The following is a 25,440-nucleotide window of genomic DNA, read 5'->3' as shown; positions in this document are numbered from 1 at the left end:
TCCTCTCCGTCTAATAAGATTTGCAGAGCTCTCATATATTCATGATGTAACGACCCTTCTCCTATCTGGTGCCTAGTACCATGCCTGCACCTAACAGCTCTGCCGCTGATTGTGATAACAAACGATTGTTTTTCTGATTCTGCCTTCTCCAGCATATCCCGAAATCCTTCTTCAATATCTACTGAATTAAACAATCCCTCTAACCCTGCGATCAACCTGAATTCTTGTGTTTCAATCGACTGATCATCTACAATCTCAGAACCACTGATCTCAATAGTCCCAATACGGTCTCTAAACTCCTGTTTCCGTGAGTCAGGAACATCCAAATCATCGACCCTTGTTTCAGCTTCTTCACGCTTTTCATCAATCGTATTCCGAGCTCTTTCGACTGGATCTTCTCCTTGTTCGATACTATCGACAATCTCTCGTTCAATATCTTCAGCTACTGGCGATGATGCTTTCTCTACTTCTTCGCGGAAATCGGCAACATCAAAAACTGACTCAAAGAAGTCATCTAGAGTTTTCCGCCATCTACTGAATGATTCGGTAAAGACCAGTTCTGTTCCGTCTTCTTTATTTTCGAGTTGGAAACGGATAGTCTTCAGCTGTTGATACTTGATACTGGTTAGCTCAGGTATTGCCGGAATTTCATCTTCTTCATCTTCTCGGAAGCTGAACGTCTTCGGATACTGCATTGAGGTTTCTTGATAGATCTTCAATACAATTAGATTCTCGCTCTCAAACTCTTTATCCACCAGAATCACATTGGGATCTTCTCGTTCTATGTTCCATTCCCTGTGAAACTGCTCAAGGCTCTGTTCTAATGTATCAAAGTCAAGCTTTCTGTCAAGTATATAGGTACTCTTAGCAGAATACGATTTGATTCGGGAACGGATAATCAACTCTTCCAGTTGGTCAATCAAATCTTCCTCATAAAGGAGTAGTAGCAGTTCGTGTCGATTGTCTACGTCTAAGTTCTCCTTGTCTATATCGTAGTGTTCTGCGAGATAATCTACGGCCGGTACCGTCCTCACTTTTTGATCCTTGAGTTTTTTGTACCGATTTAGATATGTGTTGGCTTCGTCTTCTAACTCCGCTGCAACGAGTTTACACAAATTGTCTTTTGTGGAGTTCCCATCCTCTGCAATCCGGCGGTGCTCAAGATTTTCGACGTGAGCGTTGAAAAATCGGCGCAGAAAATCTCCGTTCCGTGGTTGGAGCTTGGAGTAAAGCTCTTCGTCATATTCCAATTCACTTGGTTTATAAATAGTCACTATTATTCTATTAATCAGTTCTAAATAATAAAAAGTTGTCGACAGGGTATCTGACAATATCTATATTCTATTGATAACCTCAATTACTGAATCTTTTTGAGGTCGTGTCTGCGGAAGTGGATTTCGGGCACATCTCCGTTGTCCAGGCGGATTGTGTAGATGAAGTTGTCTTCGCTGTTTCCTGTGATTGATTGTGCGTCGTCGAATTCTACGTCGATGATTTCTCCTTTTTTGCCGTGGAGATGTGTGTCTGGTCCTTTTTGCTTGTCGAGTATGAGTTTGACTTGGTCGCCTTTCTGGTATGCCTGTGAGATGGGTGAATCACCTGTTGGTTTGGGATAGGAGTTTTTCTTGGGTTAGGTTGGAGATGAGGAGTAGGCGTTCCTGCGCGTTCATTTCTTTGAACGCGTTTTTGTATCGGTTGATGGTGTCGCGCGAGACTTCGATTTCTTCTGCGGTCTGTGTCTGGTTCATCCGGGTGATCGCGTCGATGTATTGTGTTACGGTTTCTCGTGTAAGCCCGTATTTGGAGAGGATTTCTGCGGTTGTAGTCATGATATAGCTGTTATGTTGTAATATTGATATAATAGGTGGGGAAGAAGGGAGAGAGGGTTTGGGGTTTTAGAGGCCAAGTTGGTCGTGGTGGTTGACGATTTGGATGATTTCTTTTTTCGCTATCTGGGTTGCGTTCTCGGGCTTTAGTTCGAGGCCGTGGTTTGCCGTGAATTCTTGGAGGTCTCCGCTGTGAGCGTCGTTTTCCCAGGCCTTGGCTTGCTTGTAGAATTTCTTTCCTCCGATTCGCTTCACCTCTTCCAGTACTTCCCGGATTGCGACGTGCCGGGTGTGTTGTTCGCTGGTTTTGAAGGTTTCACCGCATTCGCAGGTAATCCCGTGCTCCGTTTACAATATAATCACCTTATCTTACATTTAGTCTACAACTTTTATATAAGTATCTTACACTTTGAAAGATAGATAGGATAAATTATATAAAAATTGACAAGTAATTCAATAATAATGAAATGTGCTTTTGGAAACTGTAAACAAGAACATGACCTGTGGATTAAACCCGACGCAGACAGCGAAGTCGTACCAATATGTAGTGGCTGTGCAGAAAATGAGAGTGAAAAATACCACCTCAGCTTCCAGGACAGTAAGCGCCCTGAAGAAGTAGAAGACTACATCGTCGCTTACGACCCCGATACCGCCTTAGCAGAACAACTAATCGACATAGCCAGCGAAATCGAAGACTCTCTCTCAATGTACGAAGGGGACAAACAGGAACAAATAGAGAACATAATCGAAGCCCGAAAGAAAATCGAGAAAGCAATCAACAAACTGTAACCGGAGAAATCAGGTGGGAAAACCAGGTATGAAACAGGCTTTATCAAAACACCCAGGTTAGAAAATCTGCTCTGAAACAGGTTATAACAACAGAACACAGGTTAGACAAAATGGCTTGAAACAGGTCTAAAACCTGGAACGACTATATACTGTGTAGTGATTACGAGAAGGGGATACTGTGGTTTCTTGGTGTTTCTATATCTGGTTGGATTGTTTCTTTAGTTTGGTTAGTTGTAGTTGTTTTTGTATCATGTTATACTTGAATTTTTAGTGGTAAGTTTGTTTGTGTCGATGGATGAGATTGCTGATTTGCCGGAGCTTGAACGCCCTGCTGAAACCGTTTATTATGGTGAGAGGGAGGGAGAGATTGTTGATGCCTATATTGATGAGATAGGAGAGTTACAGAAGAAGTATTTTCCTCAGGTGTATGTCTCGGAGCCTGGAACCACCAAGAGTTTCCGTTGCTTCCGCGTAGGGAGTTGAGTAATTCTAATCCGAAGGCGAGTTTTGAGTGGGGTTATACGGGGCATGGTCCTTACTTGCTGGCGGTTTCCTTGGTGGCGGATGCGTACGGTGATGATGAGGTGGCTTTGGAGTATCAAACGGCGGTTGAGGAGTTGCTTGCGGACTTTGATCAGCATGAAGACTGGAGGCTGGAAGCAGGGGAGCTTGATGAGTACATCCGCGTTTTTGGGTGATTGGAAAGAAGACGGAGGGGTAGTTGTTAGAGTTGGGTGTTGAGTTTTTTGATGCAGTTGAGGTATTGTTTGCGTGCTTGTGTGCGGTCTACTCGTGTGTAGATGTCCATTGTTTCTGTTTTGGAGTCTCCTCGGATGTATTTGAGGATGTGGTCGGGCATTCCTTGGTTTCTCATTTGGGTGGTGAAGACTGTTCTGAAGGTGTGTGGTGTGAATTTTTTGTGGAACCGTGTTTCGCCTTCTTCCATGACTCCTGCTTTGACGGCGGCGTTCCGTACGTGTTTTCGGAGCTGTTTGCGTTTCATTTTCCCGCCTTTGACGGATTCGAACAGGTAGTCGGTTCCTTTGCTGGTTCGAAGGGTTTGGTAGAACTCTATGACTTGTTTTAGTTCGTTATCGATGGGTACGACTGTTTGTTTCCCTCCTTTGCGTTTCCGTAGGCGGATGAATCCTTCTTCGAGCAGTAGGTCGTCTAATTTTATTTCGCAGGCTTCGCTGGCGCGGCAACCGGTTTTGGCCAAGATTGCGGTCAAGGTGAAGTTCCGGGGGTCTTCTACGGCGTCTACGATTGCTTTGGCGTTTTCCCATGTGGCGCAGTCCGGTCTTTCCGGGACGTTCTTCGGTACTTCTTCGAGGATGACTGCGGCAGGGTTTCCTGTGATTTCCTGGTATCGGGGTCGTTGGAGCGCCCAGCTGTAGAACGCTGACAGGCTTTCCAAGTACCGGCGTTTCGTATTCTGACTTAGCCCACGCTGGTTCAGCTTGGCCAAGTACTCTTCAATATCCCTTACCGTAACGTCTTCAGGATCCAGCTCAGGAAACTCTTCGTGGAAGAACTTTTTCGCGGTCCGGCTGTACTCGTTGAGCGTCCGCCTTGACTTCCCGGTAGTCTCTTTGGATCGAAGCCAGTCGTTGATCTCTGTGTGTTTGTTCCGGTAGACCTTCTTTTCCCAGACTTCACCGTCAAACAGGAACTCGGAATCTGCCATACTATTCGCCACCCCCCAGATTTTTCCAGCCGCTGCCCCGGCGATACTCGACTCTACCCGTGTTCGCTAACCGGTACAGTTCGGTTTTCAGTTCAGTGCGTAGCCGGTCCTGAAACTCTTCGTTTCCGACTAACTGTTTCAGGATTTGATCCAGGGTTTTGTACTCGTCTTCCGGGACCAGGTTTTCTAAGACCTGTCTTTGAACCAGTGTGGAGCCCGCGTTCTCGGGATCACTCCGTGTCTGACCCTGTTTCTCTAACTTGTTTTGCAGTTCGTCGACTTCCTGTCTCAGTTCTTCGACCCGTCTCTTATCTCCCAGTTTCAACCGGCCTTGCTTCCGCATTGCCCGTCCTTCCTGGATCAGGTTGTGGAGATACCGGCTGAGCGACAGTCCCTCCTCTTCTGCTTCCTGTTTCCACTCCTTTTTCACCTGTTCCAACGCGTAAGTCTTGACGACCTTCCGCTCTTCACTTTTGGACAAACGTCTACCAGTCATCGCAAAACAACACCTCTATATGGACGTTTGTTCAACAATACTTTTATTTCTAGTCCTAATAGTGTGGCCTCGGCACTCATAGGGCTCGTCACTACAGGGGAGTCACCCCGGTTCGGCCCTGTAAGGCGTCGTCATCGGCCGGCAGATGCTACTGCCGCTGGCGACAAGACGGTTACTCATCGGGCCTTACAGTAGAACAAACGCTAAACCCACGCGGGCCGACCGGACGTATATGAACAGACGACGCTTTCTGACACTCTCCGGGGTGGGTGTCGTCGGCGCGGTCGCGGGCTGTAGTGGTGACGCGGACACCGGCGAGTCCATCGACGACCACCCGGCGGCCGCGGACCTCGAAGCCCAGCCTCGCCGCGGCGAACTCGGTGGGCACGTCGTCCTCGCGTTCGAGGACCCGTCCTGTCCCACCTGTCGGCGCTTCCATCAGGACACGGTGCCGGCCATTCAGCAAAACATCGTGGACACAGGCAAGGGTGCGTACGTCGTCCGGACCTACCCCGTCATCTATCCGTGGGGCGAACCGGCGACGCAGGCGCTGGAATCGACGTTCGCCCGCGACGGCGAGGCGTTCTGGTCGCTGTTTGGCCACTACTTCGCCGAACAGTCGTCGTTCGACTCGGACAACGTCCTGGAGCGGACGGAGGCGTTTCTCACCGAGGAGACCGAGGTCGACGGCGAGGCGGTCGCAAGCGACGCGCGCGAGCGGGCCCACGACGACGCCGTCCAGGCGGACGTTCAGGCGGCGGAAAACGCCGGGCTGGGCGAGACGACGCCGATCATTCTGCTGTTCGAGGACGGCGAGTTCGTGACGAAGGTCAACGGGAGCGTCAGTTACGACCTCATCGCGGAGGCACTGGGAGAGCACGACGGATGAGCACTGCACGGGGCCTCAGATTGCCGACGACGCGCGGGGACTGGCGGCTCATGGGCCGGACGGTCAGGCTCGTGCTCGCGGTGCCGCTCTACGCGGCGGTCGCGACGGTTGCCGCCGTCGTCTCGCTGACGGTGTTCGTCGTCTCGCTGAACGTCCCGCTGGTACTCGACCTCGTGATCGGCGGGTCGCTCCCGCTCGCCAGCCGACTGCGCGTGCTCGGCGAACTGTACCCCTTCATCGGCACGTCGTTCAACCCCGCACAGGGACTCCTGCTGGTCGTCGTCGCCGTCCTTACCGGCGTTGACATCGGGCTTGTGACCTACCACTTCCGCGAGCACGGCCTCGACCTCCAGCAGGGCGGCGCGGGCGTTGCGGGGGTCGTCCTCGGGACCCTCGGCGCGGGCTGTGCGGCCTGCGGGTCGGCGGTTCTGCTGGGACTGCTGTCGCTGCTCGGCGTCTCGACATCCCTGCTGTTTCTGCCCCTCGATGGGCTGGAATTCGCGCTGCTTGCGCTCGTGGTACTGACCCTCTCTATCTACTGGCTCGCCGAGGGAATGCGTGGCGGCGAAATCAACGGCTGTCCGGTCGATATCTGACTGTGTAACTGACCGATTAACTCTCGGCTCTGTCGAGACACCGACCGTTCCAGCGGGAGAAAACGTATAGTGTCGTCAGACAAACACCCGTATCGAGAAGGCATGCCCGAGACGGAGTCCAAGGTGACGGCTTCGACGGAGTCCCCCGCCGAGTACGAGCACCTCCACCGGAAGCGGAAGGAAACGGCCGGCACGGTCGAACTGGCCGAGGTCGTCGACGTGTGGGTCGGCGAGAGCGAACTCGTCTGTCGGTTCCAGTTCGACTGGGCGACCGAACCGATACAGCGGCGCTACGACCTGAACAGCGACCGCGACATCGGCAAGGTCGAGCGGCTCTGTGAAGCGAACGGCCTGCAGTTCGAGCAGGCCAGCCATTTAGAGGGGTCGCTAGTCGAACTCGAATACACCGGCTCGCAGTGGTTGCCGCGGCCGGAGGCCGCCTACACCGACGGCGCGGGATCGGCAGTCGAGACGTTCCGCGCGGAGTGGCAGTTGCTGGTGCGTGAACTCGCTCAGTCGCCGGCGTTCGTCCGGCGTGGCATCGAACGCGTTCGCGCTCTCTCGACGACACAGCTGATTATCGGCGTCATCCTCGTGAAGAAGGTCGCTATCATCGCGATACTGGCGCACCTCCTGCTGTAGCCCGGCTATCGCTGGATAGGAAAACAATGCTGGCGGAATGTCCGTAATAGCGACCCGCTCAGTTCGTCGTCGTGATTTCGACCACGTCGCGGTGGTCGAGTTCGGTGTCAGCGCCGATCTGTCGCTCGGTACGCACGTCGTGGGCGTGGAGAAAGCCCTCGCCGATGTCTGTGTGCAGGAAGTACGCAAAGTCCTCCGCGGTCGACCCGTCGGGGAGGACGAAACAGTCCTGCAGGAAGGTGCCGTCCTCCTGGGGCTTGCGAGCGCCGGGGAACACGGCAATCGCGCCCAGTTCCTCGAACAGCGCGGTTTCCAGCGCCTGCTGGACGCCAGTGCCGCCGAACTCCGTAACAAAGTCCCGAATCTGTTCCAGCCCCGCGGCCTTCTCTTCGGGGAGGTCCGCCGTCACGGTGAAGTCCTCGTCGCCGGGGCGGTAGTCCAGCACGCCCTGCTCGTTGCCGTTTTTCAGTGCCTTCTCCGCGTGGGCCGAGACGGGGACGAACGTGAGATGCTCGTACGCCGGGTCCTCGGTGACGGCCTCCCAGTTCGCCTGGGCCTCTGGGGTGTCCATCTTGTTCGCGGCGATGAGCATCGGTTTGGTTCGGATGCGGATTTCCCGGGCAAGGGACTGCCTGTCCTCGTCGTCCCAGGTGTCGGGGTCGAGTTCCAGGTCCAGCGCAAGCACGACCTGTTTGATCTCGTCGGCGTTGATCTTGAACGCCGACATCTGCTCGGCGAGGTCGTCCTCGATAGCCTTGTCCTCGCCGTGGTACCCCGACCGGTAGCGCTCGATGCCCTTCTCCAGGATGTCGAGATACCACATGTCGAGTTCGTCTTCGAGGAAGTCGATGTCCTCGCGCGGGTCGTGGTCCTCCGTCGGTTCGCCCTCAAGGTCCGTCTCGCCGGTGAAATCGACGACGTGGACGAGCACGTCGGCCTCGTTGAGGTCCGTGAGAAACTGGTTTCCGAGCCCCTTCCCTTCGTGTGCGCCGGGGACGAGGCCGGCCACGTCGACGAGCTTCGTCGGGACGAACCGCACGCCGTCCGTGCAGTAGCCGTGGTTCGGCGTGCAGGTGTGGTCGAACTCGGGGGCCGCACAGTCGACGCGGACGTACGCCTCGCCCATCGAGGGGTCGATTGTCGTGAACGGGTACGCGCCCTCGGGCACGTCGTTCATCGTCGCCGCATTGAAGAAAGTGGACTTGCCGACAGAGGGTTTGCCGACGAGTCCGATCTTGTAGCTCATTGCACAGATGAAGCAGTTTCAGCTGCTTAAACGCTGTTACACGAGCTACGAGAGCGTGTGAGTCACACACGTACTGGCGCGGAGCGGATACGAGACGGCGTTTACAACCGCCGTTCGTATACGTTGACAGGGTGTTCCTGCCCGCCGACCTGGGTCGTCCGCTCGCCGACCTTCTCGAAGTGGGTCCGGTAGAACCCGTTGCCGATCTCGTTTTCGGCCAGCACCTCGTCGCGGATTTTCCGCACGGAGAGCTCGTGCAAGTGCTGTTCGCCGCGGTGCAGTAGCTCTGTCCCGATGCCTTCGCCCCAGTAGTCCGGATGGACGTACAGGTCAAGGTCGCCGAAGCCGGTCGCGTCCGTCATCCCACAGCTCATGTACGCCACCACGTCGTCGTCGGCCGTCGAGACGAACAGGCCGACCTCTTCGAGTTCGATCATTTGCTCCAGTACCGGCGGCGCGTACCCCTCTCTGAGATGTTCGTTCACAGTCTCTTCGCCGAGAATGTCGTCGTACACCGCGTGCCACGCGGCCCTGGCGACCCGGCGAATAGCCGCGATATCCATTGATTCGGCCGAACGGATGCTTGTCTGAAACGACATATGTGAACGTGTAACGCGAATCACTATAGAACTGTGGTCCATTTGACACCGTGAGCAACCCCATATATCCAGCCACTGCCTCAATCAGAGGGTAACTCTTATGTACACTTCTGTACGTTAGTGTTCAGTAATGGACGACAGTGAGGAGATAGCACCAGCAGTTCAGTCGATTCTCGACGCGGCGCGGGAGCGCGGGGGCAGCGGCGACCGGGTATCGGTGACGCCTCGGTCGCTGCCCGACGCTTTCGAATCGGCGTCGACTGCCGGCCGGACGCCGGTCATCGCGGAAATCAAGCCCACGAGTCCGACCGCCGAGGGCGAGCGGACCGACGACCCGGTCGACCTTGCCCAGCAGATGGTCGAGGGTGGTGCAGCGGCCCTGTCCGTACTGACGGAGCCAGAGCACTTCGGCGGGTCAGCAGAGACCCTCGAACGGGTCCGCGATGCCGTTGACGTTCCGGTGCTGCGAAAGGACTTCATCCTCCACGAGGACCAGCTGGATGTCGTCGAAGCGGACGTGGTCCTGCTCATCGTCCGCTTTCTCGAAGCGGACGGGACCGACGACCTGGCGGACCTGCTTGTGGCCGCGCGAGAGCGCGGTTTTCAGGTTCTCGTGGAGACCCACACGGCGTCGGAGGTCGAGAAAGCCCTGGAGGCCGGCGCTGACATCATCGGCGTCAACAACCGCGACCTCACAGAGCTAGCAGTCGACCTCGGCACCTTCGAGTCCGTCGCACCCGTGATTCCCGAGAGCGTCACGCTCATTGCGGAAAGCGGCATACAGACAGAAGAAGACGCGACGCGGATGCGACGGGCTGGCGCGGACGCGCTGCTGGTCGGGTCGGCCATCATGGACCACGGCGCGGCGACGGACGTGACGGCGAACACGCGACGGCTGACACATGCGGACACTGACGCGGCGGAGACGACCACAGACACATGAGTACTGACGACGCACACGACCCCAAGTTCGGCGAGTACGGTGGACAGTACGTGCCCGAGGCGCTAATGCCAGCTATCGAGGAGCTGGAAGACGCCTACGAGCGGTACGTGCTCGAAAACGAGGACGGCTTCATGGACGAGTTCCGACAGCGACTGGCCGACTTCGGCGGCCGGCCGACGCCGCTGCAGTACGCCGACCAGCTCTCGGCGCGGTACGACACCGATGTCTACCTCAAGCGCGAGGACCTGCTGCACGGCGGCGCGCACAAGCTCAACAACGCGCTCGGCCAGGTGCTACTGGCGAAGTACATGGGTAAAGAGCGCATCATCGCCGAGACCGGAGCCGGCCAGCACGGCACGGCGACGGCGATGGCGGCGGCCCACCTGGATATGCCCTGTGAGATCTACATGGGCGAGACTGACATCGCGCGCCAGCGCCCCAACGTGTTCCGGATGCGTATCAACGGCTCCGAGGTGAACCCGGTGACCGTCGGCCGCGGCACGCTGAAGGAGGCCATCTCCGAGACGATGCGGGACTGGGCGACCACCGTCGAGAACACTCACTACGTCATCGGGAGCGTCGTCGGCCCGCACCCGTTCCCGAAGATGGTCCGGGACTTCCAGGCGGTCATCTCCGAGGAGGCCCGCGAGCAGGCCATCGAGAAGACGGGCGGCCTGCCTGACGCAGTTCTCGCGTGCGCCGGCGGCGGTTCGAACACGATGGGCGCGTTTGCCCACTTCGTCGATGACACCGATGTCGACCTCTACGCCGTCGAGGCCGGCGGCTCCTCGCTGCAGGTCGACGAGGAAGAGGGCGTCGCGCCCAACTCCGCGACGCTGTCGACCGGCGACGAGGGCGTCCTCCACGGTGCGCGCACGAAGCTCCTGCAGGACTCCGACGGCCAGATAATGGAGTCCCACTCCGTCTCCGCGGGGCTGGACTACGCCGGCGTCGGCCCGGAACTGGCCCACTTGGTCGATGAAGACCGCGTTATCCCGGTCAATATCGACGACGACGCCGCGCTGGAGGCGTTCCACCGGCTCTCCCAGGACGAGGGTATCATCCCGGCCCTGGAGACGGCCCATGCCTTCGGCTACCTCGAAGAGCACCACGACGAGGTCGGCGACACCGTCGTCGTCAACGTCTCCGGCCGCGGCGACAAGGACCTCGAAACGGTCATCGAGGAAACGTCGAAGCGGGACCTCGACATCGCGCCCGATATGTCTATCTTCAAGCGGGTCGGGGGAGGTGGCCTCTGATGGGCCTCGAACGCGCCTTCGCCGACGAGCCCGCCTTCGTCCCGTATCTCGCGGCCGGCGACCCGAACTACGAGGCCTCACTCGAATACGTCGAGGCGCTGGCCCGCGGCGGGGCCGATGTCATCGAACTCGGCCTGCCCTTTTCCGAGCCCATTGCAGAGGGCAAGACCATCCAGAACGCCATCGTCCGCTCGCTGGAAGCCGGGATGACGCCGGATCGCTTCTTCGAGTTCGTCACGGATCTCGACGTGGACGTGCCGCTGGTGTGTATGACCTACTACAACCTCATCTACCAATACGGCACAGGAGACGGCCCCCGACCGTTCGTCGAGAAGGCCGCGGAGGTCGGCATCGAGGGGCTTGTCGTCCCGGACCTGCCCGCCGAGGAGGCCGGCCCGCTCCGACGGGCCTGTGACGAGTTCGGCCTTGACCTGGTGTTCATCGTCGCACCGACGACGACAGGCGACCGGCTCGAACGGATGCTCGAACAGGTGTCGGGCTACGTCTACGTCCAGGCGCGCTTGGGCGTCACCGGCGCGCGCGAGGACGTGGACGACGCGACCGAGGAATCGCTAGCCCGGCTGTCCGACTGGGACGTGCCCAAGGCCGTCGGGTTCGGCATCAAGACGGGTGACCACGCCGAGCGAATCGTCTCCGCCGGCGCTGACGGGGTCATCGTCGGCTCCGCACTGGTCGATATCGTCGCCGAGGGCCACGAGAACCGCGATTCCGTTGAGGAGGTGGCCGACCGGCTCGAAGCGAAGGCTCGTGAACTCAAAGAGGGCGCGCTCCGGGGGGCGTCAGAACGACCGCAACCGGAACGCACATAATCGTACTTGCCACACTGTCTCATATCATGACTGCAGGAAAACGCGCACGACTCGAACGCATCGGGACAGACGACACATACGTCATCGTCCCGATGGACCACGGCATCACAATGGGGGCTGTAAAGGGCCTCAAAGACATCGAATCGACGATCGACGCGGTCACCAGCGGCGGCGCGGATGCCGTCCTCACCCAGCGAGGTATCGCCGGCCGCGTCCATCCGAACAAGAACGACGCGGGCTACATCACGCATCTCAACGGCTCGACGACCATCGGCCCGGACGAGCAGGACAAGCGGGTCACGGGGACAGTCGAGGACGCCATCCGCGCCGGAGCCGACGCCGTTTCGTTCCACATCAACGTCGGTAGCCAGTACGAGCCCGAACAGATCGAGGAACTCGCCGAACTGACGACCGAAGCGAGCCACTACGGCCTGCCGGTGCTGGCGATGGCCTACGCCCGTGGCCCCGACATCGACTCCGAGAACGAGGACTACAACCAGTCCGTCGGCCACGCCGTCCGACTCGCCGAGGAACTCGGCGCGGACATCGTCAAGACCGGCTACACCGGCTCCGCCGAGACGTTCCAGCACGTCGTCGAGTCCACGTCGCTGCCGGTGGTCATCGCCGGCGGGTCGAAGGGAACCGACGAGGAGACCGTCCGAATGGTTCGGGGGACTATGGACGCCGGGGCTTCCGGTGTCTCGATGGGTCGCTCTATCTTCCAGCACGACGAACCGGAGAAAATCGCCCGCGCCGTCTCCGCCGTCGTCCACGACGACGCCACCACCGAGGAAGCGCTCCGCGAGGCCGGGCTGGCCGTCGAGGCCTAAAGGCCAAACAGCGACCGCATTCGCGCGCCGAGACCGTCTGTTTCAGTTCTGTCGGCTTCGGCCTCATCGACCTCATTCCCATCGGTTTCCCTTCCCTCGACCTGCCCCTCCACACCACCTTCACCGGAAGACTCTGAGGACCCGTCGGTTTCTCGCGTTGAGTCATCGACACCGTGTTCCGACGTGGTAGCGTCTCTTGGCGCACCGTCGGTACCGCCTTGCGGTGTGTCGTCAATCAAGTCTGAGACGGCGGCGTCCCCTTCTGGAGCGTCGGGTTCTCCATCCGGAGCATCCGGTTCTCGCTCCGAAGCGTCGGATTCTGCCTCCGACTCGTCGGATGATTCCGGCTCGCTTTCTCCCAGATCAGAGCCGTCAATTATTGACGGTTCGGTTTCCGCATCCGAGTCCGCTGGCTGTGGCTCTGTGTCCGATAGCTCATCGGCATCGACGGATTCGCCCACGTCGTCACCTCTCGGGTCGTCGGCGCTGTCTTCCTCAGTCGGCATTGACCCGACCAGGTCACCGTCGTCGGCTGCGTCAGGCGGGTGAACTGCTCGGCCGCCGTCCGTCGTCCCGGGGATGTGGTCCTGTCTCGGCTGCTCCGTGTTCCGGGCCGTCGGCAGTGTGTCAGCCGAGACCGGGGCGTCCGTCGGATCAACTTCGTCGGTTGTGGTGTCATTCGATGCCTTCTCTGTATCGACAAGCTGTTCGGATATCCGTTTGTAGGCGATTGCTGCGCCGCTGTTTGGCGCGTTCAAGACGACAGGCGTGCCGTTGTCCTGGGAGTGGGGAACGGCGTCGTCCTCCGGCACGTGGCCGAGCAGTTCGACATCGAGAAACGCCGCGATCTCGTCGGCACCGGGCGAGGCCCCCGTCCCGGATTTCGTGAGGATGAGGCCCCGAACCGGTGCATCGACCCGCTCGGCGAGTTCTTTCGTGTTCGAAACGTTCCTGATTGACGCGACACGTGGCGTTGAAATGAGCAACGCGTCATCGGCAAGCTGGAGCGGTCGAATCGTCTCCTCGCTCAGGCCCGCCGGCGTATCCAGCAGGACGACATCGTGGTGCCACCGGAGCGTTTCCACGATATCCGGCAGCCGGTCGAGGTCGGTGTCTGCGTACCCTTCAAGCGTGGTTCCGCTCGGCACGATGGAGAGATTCACGTCGGTTTCGTACATCGCGTCTGTGATTGACGCGTCGCCGGCCAGCACGTCGTGAAACGTCGTATCCTCGTCGGTGTCGATTTCAATGTCGAGGAAATCGACGAGGTTCGCCATCGCGAGGTCCATCTCCACAACGACGGTCGAGTATCCAGCCTCTGCCAGCATCGTCCCGAGGTTGATGCTTGACGTGGTCTTTCCGACCCCCCCTTTCGCCCCGGCGATTGTGAAGACATGGTTAGTAACCATTTGTAGCTGGACTCTATAATCTAGAAACACTGTTAGTAAGACTCAGTGATAAGTCCACTGGCCAACATTTAATTACGATAATTGGGAATAGATAAATAACATATATTTCAATTTATCCACTCTGAACCGGCTCATCCAACTCATATGGGCATACTATTTCACATCTTCAAGTTCCATTATTGGATCACCTGTCATCCGACAGGCGGACCCGGGTTCCGCCACGTTCAAGCCCCGCCGTTGCGGACGTGGGCGTATGACTCGAAGCGTCTGGCTCAAAGCCGACAGCGAGGTCGGCGATTGGGAGACACGGAAACGCCGGATAACAGCCGGTATCGAGGCCGGCGTCGACTGGGTGCTGGTCGACGAGGAAGATGTCGACCGCGTCTCGGAACTCGGCGCGATCAATATCGCCGCGTTCACCAACGGCGACGTTCACGTGATGGAGGCCGAGGCCGAGGACTCACAGGCCGATGCCACTATCGTCGGCAAGAACGGTGAAGGCGACGGCACGGTTGACCTCCCCTCCGATTTCTCCGGCTCCGCGGACCTCTCGACACTCCGCCAGAACGGGGCTGCCCCCGATGGCGGCTACGTCCGCATCTTCGATGAGGACTACGAGGCCTTCGCCGAGGCGGTCGCCGCCGAGGCCAATTTCACTATCGTCATCGGCGAGAACTGGCAGATCATTCCCCTTGAGAACCTCATCGCCCGCGTCGGCGAGGAGACGGACCTCATCGCCGGCGTCAGAACCGCCGAGGACGCCCGGACGGCCTACGAGACGCTGGAACTGGGTGCCGACGGCGTCCTGCTTGACACGGACGACCTCGACGAGATACGCAAAACCGTCGAAGTCCGCGACGAGATGGGGCGGGAATCACTCGATATGGAGTACGCCGAGGTCACCGCCATCGAACAGACCGGCTCCGCCGACCGCGTCTGCATCGACACGGGCAGCCTGATGGAACACGACGAGGGGATGCTCGTCGGGTCGATGGCCCGCGGGCTCTTCTTCGTTCACGCCGAGACGGCTGAATCCCCCTACGTCGCCTCCCGGCCGTTCCGCGTCAATGCCGGCGCGGTCCACGCCTACGTCCGGACGCCCGACGGCGGCACGAAGTACCTCTCGGAACTGCAGTCCGGCGACGAGGTCCAGATAGTCGACGCGAACGGTCGCACCCGCGAGGCCATCGTCGGCCGCGCGAAAATCGAGAAGCGCCCGATGTTCCGCGTGCAGGCCGAGACCGAGGACGGTGACCGCATCGAGACGCTGCTCCAGAACGCCGAGACGATCAAAGTCCACACCCGCGACGGGCGAACCGCCGTCACGGACCTCGAACCCGGCGACGATATTCTCGTCTACCACGAGGACACGGCGACACACTTCGGCGAGCGAATCGAAGAGAGCATCATCGAGAAGTAATCCGACGCGGCTCGGCGTTTACGGGTAGTCTGTCGGTTACTGCTGGTCCGCCTCGACTGGTTCCAGTTGCGTCGTACACCAGTGACAGAAGTCGATATCCTGATCGATTTCCTTGCCGCAGTTCGGACACTTCACGCCGGCTTCGACCTCCTGGGTCTGGTTCTCGTTGACGGCGACCCAGTAGGCGTCGACGACGTTGAGCGTCGTAATCACGACCGAGCCGATTGTCACCTCGGTGGGCCTGGACTGATACGACGCCGAGATAGCTTCCAGAGTCAGTTCGGAGACCGGCTGGAGCGTCCCGGTGACGACTAACAGCACCGATAGCGCCAACAGGAGTCCGAGCCACAGCAGTCCCCGCCCCCACTTGCGGAGATAGAAGTGTCCCAGCCCGGGAAAGATGAACGCAAGCACTACGGCCAGCAGCGGCCGCTTGCGCCCTGTTTCAGTCATACTCCGCGAATCCGTGGCGCATACCCGTATATCTTCCGAAGGCATGATTATCGGAGGAAAGGGCCGTGCGATACACCCAGTCGTGGGTCCGTTCTCAGGCGTCGCTTCGTAGCTGCTCGACCAGCGTCCGGAGCGTTGCGAGGTCGTACTGGCCCGGTGCGGTCGCGTCGGCGGGGTCGACCGGCGCGTAGCCGATGCGGGAGCCGTACAGCGGCGCGACCGCTCGGGAGTGTCGCCCCGCTGCACCCATACACATCGTGGCCACCCGCTCATCTATGGCGGTCAGTTCGCGGCTCGCCCCGAGCATCGCCAGCACGTCGTCCGGCGACTCGGCCGTGCTGGCCATTTTCCCCACGTCGCCGTGAGCGCAGGCTCGTTCGAGGCGGTTCACAATCGCTTCCCGGTCGGGCGTCGACTCGAAGTTGTGTGTTGAGACGACGACGGATGCGTTGTGCTCGCGGGCGGTGTCGGCGACCCGTCCGGCGTCGTAGTCACCGGCTCCCTCAAGCGCCGCGAGTTCGAGGTCGACAGCCGTCACGGCGTCGTGTTCGAGTGCGGTTTCGAGCGCGTCGAGCCGACCGGCGGTGTCGGCGGCTTCGCCGCCTTCCCACGTCGGCCGGTTGGTGACAAGTATCGGCAGTTCCCCGTCGTAAGCGTCCAGCTGTGCCAGCGGCTCGTCGGCGAAGTCCAGCCGCAACTCCAGCCCGTCGGCGTCGGCGCGGGCGGCCGGCTCCACCCCGAGGTCGTCGGTCGCGGCGAGCAAGGTGAACGACTCGAAGTCCATACGCCGGCTTCGACGGAACCGCACAAAAACCCGTGCTTACTCGACCGGCTTGTGGACGGCCCGGTAGCCGTCGTCGGTCGACTCGACGGACTCGACCGCGTAGAACTGAATCCGCTGCTCCTGTTTCGTGTTGACAGCGAAGTCGTACCGCTCGGCCTCGTACCCCGGTTCCTTGCCGTCGGCGCGGCGCTGTTCGACCCACGATCGGTGGTCGGCCAGCCGTTCATCGGCGATGGTCCGGGAGCGTTCGGGGGCCGTGGCGACCCGGTCTTCGAGCGCCGACAGCAGGTCCGGGTCGCGGTCCACACCCACCGAGTTCCGCCCGGCGACCATCGCCGCCAGCGTTGTCGTCCCGGTGCCGAGAAACGGGTCGAGTACGGTGTCGCCGTACACCGAGAACATCGAGATGAGTCGATACGGGACTGTCAGCGGGAAGGCACCCGAGCGGTCCCGAAGCCCGTCGTCGAGGTCCTGGGTCTCGCCGGGCAGTTCCCAGAGGTCGGAGAACCACTCGTTGCGCTCCTCCCAGAAATAGGCGCTCTCGTAGCGGCGGTCAGCGCCGGGTTCGAGACGGCGGCGCTCCCCGTTGCGGAACACGAGGATGTGCTCGTGTTCCAGTGTCGGATAGGCGTTCGGGGGGACCATCCCAGAACCCATGAACTTCGCGCCGCTGTTTGTCGGTTTGCGCCACAGAATATCGGGCAGCGCGCGCAGGCCGTGGTCGGTCAGCCGGTCGGTTATCTCTGCGTGGTTCGGATAGGAGCGAAAGCCGTCGGACAGCGACCGCGTCGCGTCACCGACGTTGATACAGGCGATGCCACCGGGGACGAGGACGCGCTCTAGCTCGGCCCACACCGTATCGAGCACGTCGTGCATCAGCGTGAACGCCCGGTCGCCGTCGCCGCGGTCCAGCGCCGCCCCGATGTCGGAGTCTAATTCCGCGAAGATGTCGTCCCACATCTCTATCATCGGGTAGGGAGGGGACGTGACAACCAGTTCGACGCTGTCGTCGGGACAGTCGAGCGTGCGGGCGTCACCGGTTCGAACCCGGTGTGTCGTCTCCATACCGGTCCCAGCGGATGAACTGACTCTAGTCTTGCGGTTGTCGGTCGATGACTGTCACTCTGTGACTGTCGTGTCCCGTCCTGCAGTGACAACTGTAGAGACCCAGAAAGCCCCCGTACTCTCAGCTCCCGCGACTCGCTGCGCGCTTCCTCGCTCCCTACAGTCACTCGTCCAGTGCTTGCGTCGTCGGGGTTCGCTGAGAGTACGGCCCCTTTCGGTCCCACCCGATGTCAGCTGGCCAATCAGCTACGGATGCTGAAAGGGGCGGCCGGCTGAACGAAGGCGGACGAAGTAAGGACCGCAGTGAACATGGCGAGCGAGGACCACAGCGAGTCCCCCGAGTTCAGCCGGCCGGGGCTTTCATGCTGTTTGGACCACCAGTTGCGCAACTGGACACGCTGTTTATGTCTCCATTTACGAGAGAAAACGCGTTCCGCAGAGCGATTCAGCGCGTAGTCAAATTTTATGCAACAGGCAGGTCCTGCTCGGCTTCGAGCAGTTCGTGGTAGCGGTTGCGAATGGTGACCTCGGAGATGTCGGCAACCTCGCTCACGGCGGCCTGGGTCGTCTTCTCGTTGGTCAGCAGTGCGGCGGCGTACACCGCGGCGGCAGCGAGGCCGACCGGCGACTTCCCGGAGTGGACGCCCTGTTCCTTGGCGTTCTGGAGCAGTTGGCGGGCGCGGTGTTCGGCCTCGTCGGACAGTTCCAGCGAGGAGGCAAACCGCGGGACGTAGCTCTCGGGGTCGGCGGGACGGACCTCAAGGGAGAGTTCGCGGACGACGTAGCGGTAGGTGCGGGCGATTTCGCTTTTCTCGACGCGGGAGACCTCGGTAATCTCGTCGAGGCTCCGCGGGACGCCGGCCTGGCGGGCGGCGGCGTAGACCGAGGCCGTCGAGACGCCCTCAATGGAGCGGCCCGGAAGCAGGTCCTCGTCGAGTGCACGACGGTAGATTACGCTGGCCGTCTCGCGGACGTTTTCGGGGAGTCCGAGCGCGGAGGCCATCCGGTCGATCTCGCCGAGGGCCTGCTTGAGGTTGCGCTCCTTGGAGTCCCGGGTGCGGAACCGCTCGTTCCACTTGCGCAGGCGCTGCATCTTCTGGCGCTGTTTGCCCGACAGGGAGTTGCCGTAGGCGTCCTTGTCGCGCCAGTCGATGTTGGTCGAGAGGCCCTTGTCGTGCATCATGTTCGTCGTCGGTGCACCGACGCGGGACTTCTCGTCTTTCTCGCTGGAGTCGAACGCGCGCCATTCCGGCCCGCGGTCGATTTCGTCGGACTCGACGACTAACCCACAGTCCTCACAGACCGTTTCGCCGTGTTCGTCGTCGATAACGAGCGAGCCACTGCACTCCGGGCACGCCGTGCTCTCCGATTCCGTCGACTCCGTCGTCTGTTCCTCATGCTGCTGTCGCGTCCGTGTGTGTTCACTCATTGGTTGCGAAGGCGGGTGCTCACCGGGTGAGAGGCATCACAGAACCCGGAGGCAGTCGGTAACACTGTATTGGAACGAAAATTATTAAACCCTTTCGGTATTGCTATGGAGACCGCCGCCACACGTCACGAGACCCTCGTTTGTGCATCAGTCGCATGACCATTCATATAACGGAAGTCGGCCGTTTTCCTGTTGTCTCCCCGATTAGCGGATAAAATAGGTCGGTCAGTCGTTCGTTTCCGGTTCGATGGCCTCGGCGGACTGGGACTCCTCGACGGCCGTCGTCAGCGAGACGTTGAGCCAGGCCATCGACGCGATGCCGCCGATGATGGTCACGACGTTCTTGACCGCGTGGTCGACGATGGCGACGCCGATTGCGGCGGCGACGCCGACCGGCGTCAGCGACGCGACGATGACGGTGAACGCGCCCTCGTAGAGGCCGACCCCGCCGGGCGTCAGCGGCAGGACTTTGGCGAGGTTCCCGACGCTGACCGCGAAGAAGCCGACGGCTACCAGCGACGGCGTCAGGCCGTAGCCGAAGGCCTCGAAGACGATGAGCGCCGTAATCACATCGAGCGTCCAGATGAGGAGACTTCCCGCGCCGACGCGGGCGAAGGCCGGCCCGTCGGCGGCGACGGTTTGCACGTCGCCGACGAACCGCTCGATGACGCCGGCGACGTAGTCGGCGTAGGAGTCGCTGCTCAGCCGACCGACGAAGGCCCGGACGAAGTTCCGGTCGGTGCGGGCGCTGGCGACAATCGCTACGACGGCCCCGATAGCGGCGAGGCCGACCCCGGCTGCCACGGCGACGGCCGTCCGTCCGCTGCTGGCCGCATCACCGCCGACAGTACCGCCCGTCAGCGCGGTGAGCAGCTGCTCAGCCGACCCTGTTGCGGCCAGTCCGATCATGACGACGCCGGCCAGCAGCGTGATCGTCAGCAGGTCGAACACCCGCTCGACGGCCAGCGACGCGAACCCGGATGGGTACGGAATCGAGCGGCGGGCCTTGATGACGTACGCCCGGACCGCGTCGCCGGCCCGCGCCGGGAACACGAGGTTCCCGGTCTGGCTGATGAATATCGCGCCCGTCAGGAAGCCCCACCGCTCCCGATACCCCATTGAGATGAGGATGTCCCGGTAGCGGATACCCCGAAGCGGCCACGAGACTGCGTAGACTACCGCGCTCAACGCGACGATTTCCGGCGCTGCGCCGGCCATCTCGGCGAGAACGCGGTCGGGTTCGAGATACTGCGTCATCAGCAGGAGGGCGATGACGACGAGCATCGTGCCCGCGCCCAGCGACACTTCGCGGGTGATCCGGGGGCTGACAGACAGTTCCCAGAACGTCCGGAGTATCTGGCTGCCCATCCCGAACACGTCCCGGACGATGTCGACCTTCGAATCGCCCTTGGGCGTCCAGTCGACGGGGAACTCTTTCACCCGGTAGCCGTTTCGCTGGGCCTTCACGAGCAGTTCCGTGTCCCAGAACCAGTGTTCGTCCTGCACGAGCGGCAACAGCGTCTCCAGCGCCTGCCGGTCGAAGGCCTTGAACCCGCACTGGTGGTCCCGAAGGTCCGACCGGAGGACTGTCCGGACCAGCGTGTTGTAACCGAAGCTCGGAATACCACGCTTTGCGGGCCGCTCGGCGCGGTTCTCGGGCATCCAGCGCGAACCCGTCGCCACGTCGTAGCCGTCGACGTGGACGGCATTGACCAGTTCTTCGAGATGAGACATATCCGTCGCAAGGTCAGTATCGAAATACACCAGCGTCTCGCCGTCAGCCCGCTCGAAGGCGTACGCTAACGCGCCGCCCCGACCCAGGCGCTCGTCGCTGTGGACGTGTCGGATTCGGCTGTCCTCGCGTGCGAGTCGCGTCGCGATCTCGGGCGTGCGGTCCGAGCAGCCGTCCTCCGCGACGATAACTTCATACGCGTCGTCAGGAAGAAACGAGGCGAGCGTCTCAAGCGTTGTCGAGACCGTCTGCTCGATGGTGTCTGCCTCGTTGTAGGCAGGGAGAACGACGCTCACCTCGACCGCAGTCATACGCTCTTGGTCATCCCCGGAGTGAAAAGTACTTTCCGTTCGATACGCTGACGGGACCGAGCCAGCCGTTAGTCAGCGCCTTCCGGCGACTGGGCGGTCACGAAGCGTTCGATAGAGTCTACGTCAATGTCGCCGACCGACTCGTAGGGTCTGTTTACCACCACGTCGCCGGCGGTACTCCGGCCGATGCCGGGAATCGCAGTGAGTTCGTTCATCGACGCGCTGTTGAGATCGAGCGGGTAGGGAACGCCGGTGACCGAGCGGTAGCCGTGGTCGGTGACCGCGATGTCGACGACGGAGCCGAGTTCGCGCTCACCAGGGATGCCCACAAGGAGCGGATAGGTCCCCAGTTGGCGGCCGAAGGTCTTGCCGTCCTGGTGGTACTCCAGATGCACGTCGGGCAGTATCGTCCCCGGCGGTGCGACCCGCTGGAGCATCGGGTTGTCGATGGTCTCGCGGACCTCCTGTTTGTACTGCTTGAACAGTTGTTTGTGGTCCTTGGCGATGTCCGCGCCGGTCTCGGCCATGTCGGTCCCCTCGAAGGCCATCACCTGCCGGATGTTCACCCGGCGGAGCATGAGCCCCTCGTCGTAGACCCGCTGGAGGAACCGCTTGTTGTGCTCGAAGGTCTCCCGCGTCTCGCCTTTCAGCCCGTGAACGAGGTTGATGCCGGGCAGCAGTTTCGGAAGCCGGCGGGCGGCGTCGTCGCCGAAGTTAGGGGCTGACCCATCCGCGTCGGTCCGCGGGTCGCCGTCACCGCCGGGTCGCCAGCCCGCGACCTCGTTGACGATTTTCACCGCTTCAAAACACTGGTCCGCGGTGACGTTGAGGTTGTTGTCGCTCATCACGTCGGGATCGGCGGATTCCAAGCCGAAGGCGGCGGTGTCGCCGGGCGTATTGTGTTCGGCGATGATGCGAATCCCCTCGCGGGCCTTCTCGGGCCACTTGACGACCGTGATGGGGTTCATGTTGTCCAGATGCAGCGTCTCCAGGTCCGGCGCGACCTCGCGGATGCCGCCGTAGAGCCGTCGGAGGGCATCGGGGTTGGGCGCTTCGCCGTCACCGCCGTAGGCCAGGATGTCGGCCTGCCGACCGAGCCGGAAGTGCTTCACGCCGCGGTCCGAGAGGGCGTCGACCTCGTCGACGACGCTCTCGGGCGGTCGGAAGTCCGGGTTGCCGTACATCGGCTCCGTGCAAAACGAACACCGGTACGGACAGCCCCGGGAGGTCTCCATCTCGCAGATGAGGTAGTCCGGGTGGTTCGGGTGCTGTTCGACGACGAACGCGCCGGCCCGCGCCCAGCGCGTCTCCTCCTCGATGTCCCGGTAGCGGTCGTTGAACCCTTCGAGGCCGGACTCGACGAGGTCGTAGACGGCTGCCTCCGCGTCGGCCATCGCCAGGAAGTCGAAATCGAGGTCGTCACGGGCCGTCTCGCTCGCGCCCTCGTTGGCCTCGCCGACGCCGAAGCGGACCGGCCCGCCCATGATGGAGGTCCCATTGGCCGTCCAGGCCAGTTCGCGGACCTCGTCGGGTTCGGCCGGCGTCCCGCCGACGTACTTGCCGGGGACGGTCATGCCGCCGACGTACACCATGAGGTCGGCGTCTTCCACGTCGCGCCAGACGGCGTTGTCCTCGCGGAGTTCGTCGATGGTGTGGTACGTGATTCGCTCGCGGGGGACGCCGGCGTCGACGAGCGCCCCGGCGGCGTACCGCGGATACGTCGAGATGTACGGCGGCACCCCGAAGTGTGCGGGTTCGTCGACGTAGCCGTCGACGATGGTCACGTCGAGCGTCTCGGGGTCAGTCATACGCGGCGCTTGACGCTCGACGCCTAAAACCGTGTCTGGTCGACCTCAACTGTCGGCGTCAAGCGCAGCTGCGACCAGCTTGGCGTTCTTGACGTTAGCCTTCCAGTAGGCGTCGAAGAAGTCGCCGACGAACGGGACGCTCCCGACCAACGTGTCTAGGGCGACGTTGAATAGCATCCGGACCAGCGTCCGCTTGCGGACGCCGAGCCGGGCGGCCTCGGCGACGATGTACAGCGAGCAGAGCGCGGCCAGCACGTCGCCGACGAACGGGACCAGGCCCAGCAGCGGGTCGAGGCCGACGCGGAAGCCGGTTCCGGGGACCCGGACGCTCTCGTCGAGCAGATGCGCAATCGTTCGGACGCGGCCGAGCGCCGGTGGTTCGGACGCCATACGTCGCCCACGACGCGGCGGACCAAGGAAGTGTCGGTCAGGCAAACAGTCTCCCCGTCGAGTCAGTCGTCGGCGCTGACCGCCCGGTCGTCGGCCTGGGCGTGCCAGAGGTCGGCGTAGTCGCCGTCGGCCGCGAGCAGGTCGGCGTGGCTGCCCCGTTCAACGATTTCGCCGTCGTCCATCACGACAATGCGGTCGGCGTCCTGAATCGTGGAGAGGCGATGCGCGATGACGAAGGCGGTTCGGTCCGCGACCAGTTGCTCGATGCTCTCCTGGATGCGGTCCTCGGTCTCCGTGTCAACGTCGCTGGTCGCCTCGTCGAAGATGATGATTTCGGGGTCGTTCAACAGGGCGCGGGCGATGGCGACCCGCTGGCGCTGGCCGCCTGAAAGCTTGATACCGCGCTCGCCGATCTGGGTGTCGTACCCCTCCGGCAGGTCCCGAATGAACTCGTGGGCCTGGGCGGCCTTCGCCGCGTCGCGGACGCGATCGCGTGCCGTTTCCCAGCCAGTCTCTCGCACCTCACTATCTGACTGCTCGGCGTCAAGCACCTCGCGGTCCCCGTAGGCGATGTTCTCGGCGACCGTCCCCGAGAACAGGTATGGCTGCTGTTCGACGATGGCGATTTCGCTCCGCAGACTCTGGAGGCCGTACTCGCGCACGTCGACGCCGTCCACTCGGACCGCTCCGGCGTCCACGTCGTGAAACCGCGGTACTAACTTCAGCAGCGTCGATTTACCGGCTCCAGTCGCCCCAGCAAGGCCGACTGTTGCCCCATCAGGTACGTCCAGCGAGACATCGCGGACGACCGGCGGCTCGTCGCCGTAGCCGAAGGTCACGTCGTCGAACTCGACCGCCCCGTCGACGCTGTCGGGTTCGTAGGGGTCCGCGGGGTCAGTGACCTCGGGTTCCTGCCCCAGCAGGCCGAACACGCGCTCGGCGCTGGATTTCGCGAGCTGGTACTTGTTCGCAGATTTGCCGACCCGCCGCATCGGCGAGTAGAGCCGGCGGATGTAGAGGAAGAAGGCGGTGAAGGCCCCTGTTGACAGCGCTGCTTCGCTTTCAGGGTTCGTGATGAAGTCCATCCCGGCGACATATAGAATCAGGACGAACACGATGCCGGTCAGCAGCCGCAGGCCGGCGAAGAATGCCCGGCGGATGCGGAGCGCTGCGACCTTCTCATCGTGGTACTCCTGGCTCTGTTCAGTTACGCGCTCGCGCTCGAAGTCGTATCGGTCGAAGGCCTTGATAACCGGCGCGCCGCTGAGATTGTTCTCCAGCCGGGTGTTGAGCCGCGAGACCGTCTGGCGGATGGAGCGGTAGCGGGGCTCGATCCAGGTGAGGAAGAAGCCGCTGGCGACGCCGATAATCGGAACCGGCGCGAGCGCGATGAGCGCTAGTTTCGGCGAGTAGGTGTAGAGGATGACCGCGATACCGCCGACGGTCGCCACCACCCGAATCATCTGACGGAACTCCGTGTTGAGGAACGATTCCAGGCGGTTGATGTCGCTGTTGAGTATCGACATCATCCCGCCGGTCTGGTGGTTCGCAAAGAAAGACAGCGAGAGGTGCTGGAGGTGGTCGTACGTGTCGTTTCTGAGGTCCCGCTGTATCTTCTGGGCGCTCGATTGCAGGAGATATCTGGAGGCGAAACGCGTCGCCGACCGGATGAGATACGCGATGGCCGCGATGACGACGAGCCGCTGGAGGAAGGCGATACGGGCAGCTTCGCCCGTTATCTCGCCGGGCGGCAACAGGCCGGCGTCGGTCAGCAGCCCCGCCTCGCCGCTACTGAGGACGACGCGGTCGATGGCGGCGGCGACGATTATCGGCGGCACCAGACGGGCGAACCGGGTACAGAACGCCGCGACGATACCGACGAACAGCCGCAGCCAGTAGGGGGTAGCGTAGCCGACGAGCTTGACCATCGGGTGGCCGTCGACATTCTCGCGGACGCCCTCGAAGCCGCCCTGGTCGGCAGGCATAGACGGTAGTTGGCGCGGAAAC

27 protein-coding genes are annotated in these 25,440 nt (G+C 61.1%); 11 read left to right on the top strand and 16 right to left on the bottom strand.

Annotated features, from left to right (window positions below; all coding sequences use genetic code 11):
* The 3 genes from Harman_RS14990 to Harman_RS14980 all read right to left on the bottom strand — a co-directional run.
* On the bottom strand, positions 1-1,274 hold a 1,274-nt coding region (locus Harman_RS14990), incomplete at its 3' end, for a hypothetical protein (RefSeq protein WP_137684585.1).
* A gap of 321 nt (positions 1,275-1,595) precedes the next feature.
* Complete coding sequence (locus tag Harman_RS14985) at positions 1,596-1,829, bottom strand: hypothetical protein (RefSeq protein ID WP_137684584.1); 234 nt, start codon at positions 1,827-1,829, stop codon at positions 1,596-1,598.
* Between the two features lie 66 nt (positions 1,830-1,895).
* Positions 1,896-2,081 (bottom strand): hypothetical protein, encoded by a 186-nt coding sequence (locus Harman_RS14980; RefSeq protein ID WP_137684583.1) that lies wholly within the window; start codon positions 2,079-2,081, stop codon positions 1,896-1,898.
* Positions 2,082-2,288: 207 nt separating this feature from the next.
* On the opposite strand from Harman_RS14980, the gene Harman_RS14975 reads away from it, so the two are divergent.
* The 3 genes from Harman_RS14975 to Harman_RS21795 all read left to right on the top strand — a co-directional run bounded on the left by Harman_RS14975 (position 2,289) and on the right by Harman_RS21795 (position 3,313).
* Entirely contained in the window at positions 2,289-2,615 is a 327-nt protein-coding gene (locus Harman_RS14975) for a hypothetical protein (protein WP_137684582.1), read from the top strand.
* 291 nt (positions 2,616-2,906) lie between these two features.
* Positions 2,907-3,098, top strand: coding sequence for a hypothetical protein (locus tag Harman_RS14970; RefSeq protein ID WP_137684581.1), 192 nt, complete (start codon positions 2,907-2,909; stop codon positions 3,096-3,098).
* Positions 3,077-3,313: a DUF6166 domain-containing protein gene (locus Harman_RS21795; RefSeq protein ID WP_327411170.1), complete on the top strand. Its 237-nt coding sequence runs from the start codon at positions 3,077-3,079 to the stop codon at positions 3,311-3,313. The genes Harman_RS14970 and Harman_RS21795 overlap by 22 nt, the downstream gene beginning before the upstream one ends.
* Before the next feature lie 26 nt (positions 3,314-3,339).
* Here Harman_RS21795 and Harman_RS14965 read toward each other — a convergent pair whose 3' ends face one another.
* On the bottom strand, positions 3,340-4,302 hold the full coding sequence (locus tag Harman_RS14965) for a tyrosine-type recombinase/integrase (RefSeq protein WP_137684580.1): 963 nt from the start codon (positions 4,300-4,302) through the stop codon (positions 3,340-3,342).
* A gap of 1 nt (position 4,303) precedes the next feature.
* A complete protein-coding gene (locus tag Harman_RS14960; protein ID WP_137684579.1) occupies positions 4,304-4,798 on the bottom strand; it encodes a hypothetical protein in 495 nt (164 codons plus the stop codon).
* 232 nt (positions 4,799-5,030) lie between these two features.
* Between Harman_RS14960 and Harman_RS14955 the strand changes: the two genes are divergently transcribed.
* From Harman_RS14955 to Harman_RS14945, 3 genes are all read left to right on the top strand, one after another.
* Positions 5,031-5,687 (top strand): DsbA family protein, encoded by a 657-nt coding sequence (locus Harman_RS14955; RefSeq protein ID WP_137684578.1) that lies wholly within the window; start codon positions 5,031-5,033, stop codon positions 5,685-5,687.
* Positions 5,684-6,283: a hypothetical protein gene (locus tag Harman_RS14950; RefSeq protein ID WP_137684577.1), complete on the top strand. Its 600-nt coding sequence runs from the start codon at positions 5,684-5,686 to the stop codon at positions 6,281-6,283. Before Harman_RS14955 ends, Harman_RS14950 begins: the two co-directional genes overlap by 4 nt.
* Before the next feature lie 102 nt (positions 6,284-6,385).
* On the top strand, positions 6,386-6,925 hold the full coding sequence (locus Harman_RS14945; protein WP_137684595.1) for a hypothetical protein: 540 nt from the start codon (positions 6,386-6,388) through the stop codon (positions 6,923-6,925).
* A gap of 58 nt (positions 6,926-6,983) precedes the next feature.
* On the opposite strand, the gene Harman_RS14940 is transcribed toward Harman_RS14945, so the two are convergent.
* Both Harman_RS14940 and Harman_RS14935 read right to left on the bottom strand, forming a co-directional pair.
* Entirely contained in the window at positions 6,984-8,171 is a 1,188-nt protein-coding gene (locus tag Harman_RS14940; RefSeq protein ID WP_137684576.1) for a redox-regulated ATPase YchF, read from the bottom strand.
* Positions 8,172-8,272: 101 nt separating this feature from the next.
* Positions 8,273-8,770, bottom strand: a complete 498-nt coding sequence (locus Harman_RS14935; protein WP_137684575.1) for a GNAT family N-acetyltransferase — start codon at positions 8,768-8,770, stop codon at positions 8,273-8,275.
* 130 nt (positions 8,771-8,900) lie between these two features.
* On the opposite strand from Harman_RS14935, the gene trpC reads away from it, so the two are divergent.
* The 4 genes from trpC to Harman_RS14915 are packed head-to-tail and all read left to right on the top strand — an operon-like array spanning position 8,901 to position 12,632.
* A complete protein-coding gene (gene trpC, locus Harman_RS14930; RefSeq protein ID WP_137684574.1) occupies positions 8,901-9,713 on the top strand; it encodes an indole-3-glycerol phosphate synthase in 813 nt (270 codons plus the stop codon).
* Positions 9,710-10,972, top strand: coding sequence for a tryptophan synthase subunit beta (gene trpB, locus Harman_RS14925; RefSeq protein ID WP_137684573.1), 1,263 nt, complete (start codon positions 9,710-9,712; stop codon positions 10,970-10,972). Before trpC ends, trpB begins: the two co-directional genes overlap by 4 nt.
* Entirely contained in the window at positions 10,972-11,802 is an 831-nt protein-coding gene (trpA, locus tag Harman_RS14920; RefSeq protein ID WP_137684572.1) for a tryptophan synthase subunit alpha, read from the top strand. Before trpB ends, trpA begins: the two co-directional genes overlap by 1 nt.
* A 26-nt stretch (positions 11,803-11,828) precedes the next feature.
* Positions 11,829-12,632, top strand: coding sequence for a 2-amino-3,7-dideoxy-D-threo-hept-6-ulosonate synthase (locus tag Harman_RS14915; protein ID WP_137684571.1), 804 nt, complete (start codon positions 11,829-11,831; stop codon positions 12,630-12,632).
* On the opposite strand, the gene Harman_RS14910 is transcribed toward Harman_RS14915, so the two are convergent.
* Positions 12,629-14,041 (bottom strand): P-loop NTPase, encoded by a 1,413-nt coding sequence (locus tag Harman_RS14910; RefSeq protein ID WP_137684570.1) that lies wholly within the window; start codon positions 14,039-14,041, stop codon positions 12,629-12,631. The two genes, Harman_RS14915 and Harman_RS14910, sit on opposite strands and share 4 nt — an antisense overlap.
* 253 nt (positions 14,042-14,294) lie before the next feature.
* Between Harman_RS14910 and Harman_RS14905 the strand changes: the two genes are divergently transcribed.
* Positions 14,295-15,461, top strand: a complete 1,167-nt coding sequence (locus Harman_RS14905; RefSeq protein ID WP_137684569.1) for a 3-dehydroquinate synthase II — start codon at positions 14,295-14,297, stop codon at positions 15,459-15,461.
* 36 nt (positions 15,462-15,497) lie between these two features.
* On the opposite strand, the gene Harman_RS14900 is transcribed toward Harman_RS14905, so the two are convergent.
* From Harman_RS14900 to Harman_RS14865, 8 genes are all read right to left on the bottom strand, one after another.
* Complete coding sequence (locus Harman_RS14900) at positions 15,498-15,914, bottom strand: zinc ribbon domain-containing protein (protein ID WP_137684568.1); 417 nt, start codon at positions 15,912-15,914, stop codon at positions 15,498-15,500.
* A gap of 94 nt (positions 15,915-16,008) precedes the next feature.
* Positions 16,009-16,698, bottom strand: a complete 690-nt coding sequence (locus Harman_RS14895; protein ID WP_137684567.1) for a type I 3-dehydroquinate dehydratase — start codon at positions 16,696-16,698, stop codon at positions 16,009-16,011.
* A gap of 36 nt (positions 16,699-16,734) precedes the next feature.
* The gene (locus tag Harman_RS14890) at positions 16,735-17,763 is read right to left on the bottom strand and encodes a DNA-methyltransferase (protein ID WP_137684566.1); all 1,029 of its coding nucleotides are present in this window, start codon (positions 17,761-17,763) and stop codon (positions 16,735-16,737) included.
* A gap of 463 nt (positions 17,764-18,226) precedes the next feature.
* Entirely contained in the window at positions 18,227-19,192 is a 966-nt protein-coding gene (locus Harman_RS14885; RefSeq protein WP_004517203.1) for a transcription initiation factor IIB, read from the bottom strand.
* Between the two features lie 225 nt (positions 19,193-19,417).
* Positions 19,418-21,235 (bottom strand): flippase-like domain-containing protein, encoded by a 1,818-nt coding sequence (locus tag Harman_RS14880; protein WP_137684565.1) that lies wholly within the window; start codon positions 21,233-21,235, stop codon positions 19,418-19,420.
* A 68-nt stretch (positions 21,236-21,303) separates the two neighbouring features.
* Positions 21,304-23,043 (bottom strand): radical SAM protein, encoded by a 1,740-nt coding sequence (locus tag Harman_RS14875; protein ID WP_137684564.1) that lies wholly within the window; start codon positions 23,041-23,043, stop codon positions 21,304-21,306.
* Positions 23,044-23,088: 45 nt separating this feature from the next.
* A complete protein-coding gene (locus Harman_RS14870) occupies positions 23,089-23,433 on the bottom strand; it encodes a DUF4112 domain-containing protein (protein ID WP_137684563.1) in 345 nt (114 codons plus the stop codon).
* 62 nt (positions 23,434-23,495) lie between these two features.
* Positions 23,496-25,418 (bottom strand): ABC transporter ATP-binding protein, encoded by a 1,923-nt coding sequence (locus Harman_RS14865; RefSeq protein WP_137684562.1) that lies wholly within the window; start codon positions 25,416-25,418, stop codon positions 23,496-23,498.
* Between the last annotated feature and the right edge of the window lie 22 nt (positions 25,419-25,440).

Origin of the sequence: Haloarcula mannanilytica (assembly GCF_005406125.1) — an archaeon.
In the GTDB taxonomy this organism is placed as follows: domain Archaea; phylum Halobacteriota; class Halobacteria; order Halobacteriales; family Haloarculaceae; genus Haloarcula; species Haloarcula mannanilytica.
This window is presented reverse-complemented; position numbering and strand designations above follow the sequence as displayed.